Origin of the sequence: Acidovorax sp. HMWF029 (assembly GCF_003060895.1) — a bacterium.
Classification (GTDB): domain Bacteria; phylum Pseudomonadota; class Gammaproteobacteria; order Burkholderiales; family Burkholderiaceae_C; genus Acidovorax.
This window is the reverse complement of record NZ_QAIH01000302.1, coordinates 1-1,564: the sequence shown is the minus strand read 5'-3', so window position 1 is coordinate 1,564 and position 1,564 is coordinate 1. Positions and strand designations below refer to the sequence as shown.

The following is a 1,564-nucleotide window of genomic DNA, read 5'->3' as shown; positions in this document are numbered from 1 at the left end:
CGTGGCGGGCTCTGTTGACCAGGGCGCTGTCCCGTCTGCGCTGCCGCTACCACCCTTGCTGGTGCTGCATGGTGATGCCGATGGCGTGGTCTCGGTGCGCAACGCGGCGGCCACTGCCTTGCTGTGGGCGGACGCGCTGGGTGCGCGCGCCGGGGCCTTGCGCACGCTGCAGAGAGGCCAGCGCCATGCCATGCGGGTGACCGAATTCAAAACCCGGGGCCGCACGGTGGTGGCGCTGCGCGAAGTGGTGGGACTGGCCCACGCCTGGAGCGGTGGGGTGGCGCAGTTGCCGTTCAGCGACCCGGCGGGCCCAGATGCGTCGGCCCTGGTGTGGGCCTTTGTGGCGCGGCAGTTTGCCAAAAAATGAATAAAAATAGGCTCTAGCGCTTATCCATCAAGCGCAAACAGCTATTAAATTAATAGTGTTTGAAGTGCTGGAGGCACCGCCAATGTCCCGCTACACCAGCCGCGCCGCCACCAGTTCCTTCTTGAGGTAGGCATAAAACAGCGGTGCTGCCACCAGCCCGGCGGGGCCAAACACGGCCTCGGCCACGAACATCACGCTCAAAAGCTCCCACACGCCCATCTGCGTGCGGCGGCCCACCACCTTGGCGTTGATCACGTATTCGGCCTTGTGGATCAGGATCAGAAAGCCCAGGCAGGCGGCAGCGGCCAGCGGCGACACCGACAGCCCCACGATGGTGAGAACCACGTTGCACACCAGGTTGCCCACAATGGGCACCAGCCCGGCGACGAAGGTGAAGGTGATCAGCACCGGGGTGTAGGGCAGTTCCATGTCCCACAGCGGCAGCACGAACAGCAGGAACAGGGCAGTGAGCAGGGTGTTGAACGCCGCGATCCAGAACTGCGCCGCCACGATCTGGCGGAAAGCCTCGCCGAACAGGGTGATGCGCAGCCGCAACTGGTCAGCCAGCGGGCCCAGGGCGCTGCCCAGGGGGCGCACGGCGGCCAGGGCGCCGATCAGCAGCCCCACATAGGCAAACAGCACCCCGGCCAGCCACGCGCGCCCGGCCATGGCCAGCGCGCCCGCCTTGGCGCCCAGGTAGTTGGCAATCACGCGCTGCAATTCGGCGGCTCCGTCGGGCAGGTGGCTGGCCATGTCGGGCGGCAGTTTCAGGCGCAGCTCCAGCACCGTGCGCGCCATGTAGTTGAGCAGTTCCTGGTACTGGTGGGGCGCGGTCACCAGGTAGCCGCGCGAATGCGTCAGCCCCACGGCCAGCAGCACCAGGGGCAGCAGCATCACCAGCGCGGCAGCGGCGACCTGGGCCAGATGAAGGGTGCGGGGTGTTGCCGCAGGCTGGCGCATCGCACGCGCGGCCAGGGCGCCGAACCACCGGGTGAGCGCCCGGGTGAGCAAAAAGCCCAGGCACACGCACAGCAGGCCAGGCAGCAGGCCGCGCCACATCACCAGCAACAGCACGCCCGCCATCAGCAAATAGCTGGCAATCACGATGCCCCGGGTGGTGGGGCGCACAGGCATGGCCGCGTCAAAGTCCGCAGCAGAGGTGACCCCGTCCACGGGAACGGGCGGGGTCACCTCTGC

The 1,564-nt window shown here is 67.4% G+C and carries 1 protein-coding gene and 1 pseudogene; one reads left to right on the top strand and one right to left on the bottom strand.

Going from position 1 to position 1,564, the window contains the following annotated elements:
• Positions 1–367: pseudogene (locus tag DBR12_RS20410) on the top strand (phospholipase); the annotation flags it as partial.
• A 90-nt stretch (positions 368–457) separates the two neighbouring features.
• On the opposite strand, the gene DBR12_RS20405 reads toward DBR12_RS20410, so the two are convergent.
• A complete protein-coding gene (locus DBR12_RS20405; RefSeq protein ID WP_108618899.1) occupies positions 458–1,501 on the bottom strand; it encodes an AI-2E family transporter in 1,044 nt (347 codons plus the stop codon).
• Between the last annotated feature and the right edge of the window lie 63 nt (positions 1,502–1,564).

Bases quoted from the DNA above. Each gene is read 5' to 3' on its own strand.
- DBR12_RS20405 (WP_108618899.1), bottom strand. From the start codon at position 1,501: ATGCCTGTGCGCCCCACCACCCGGGGCATCGTGATTGCCAGCTATTTG.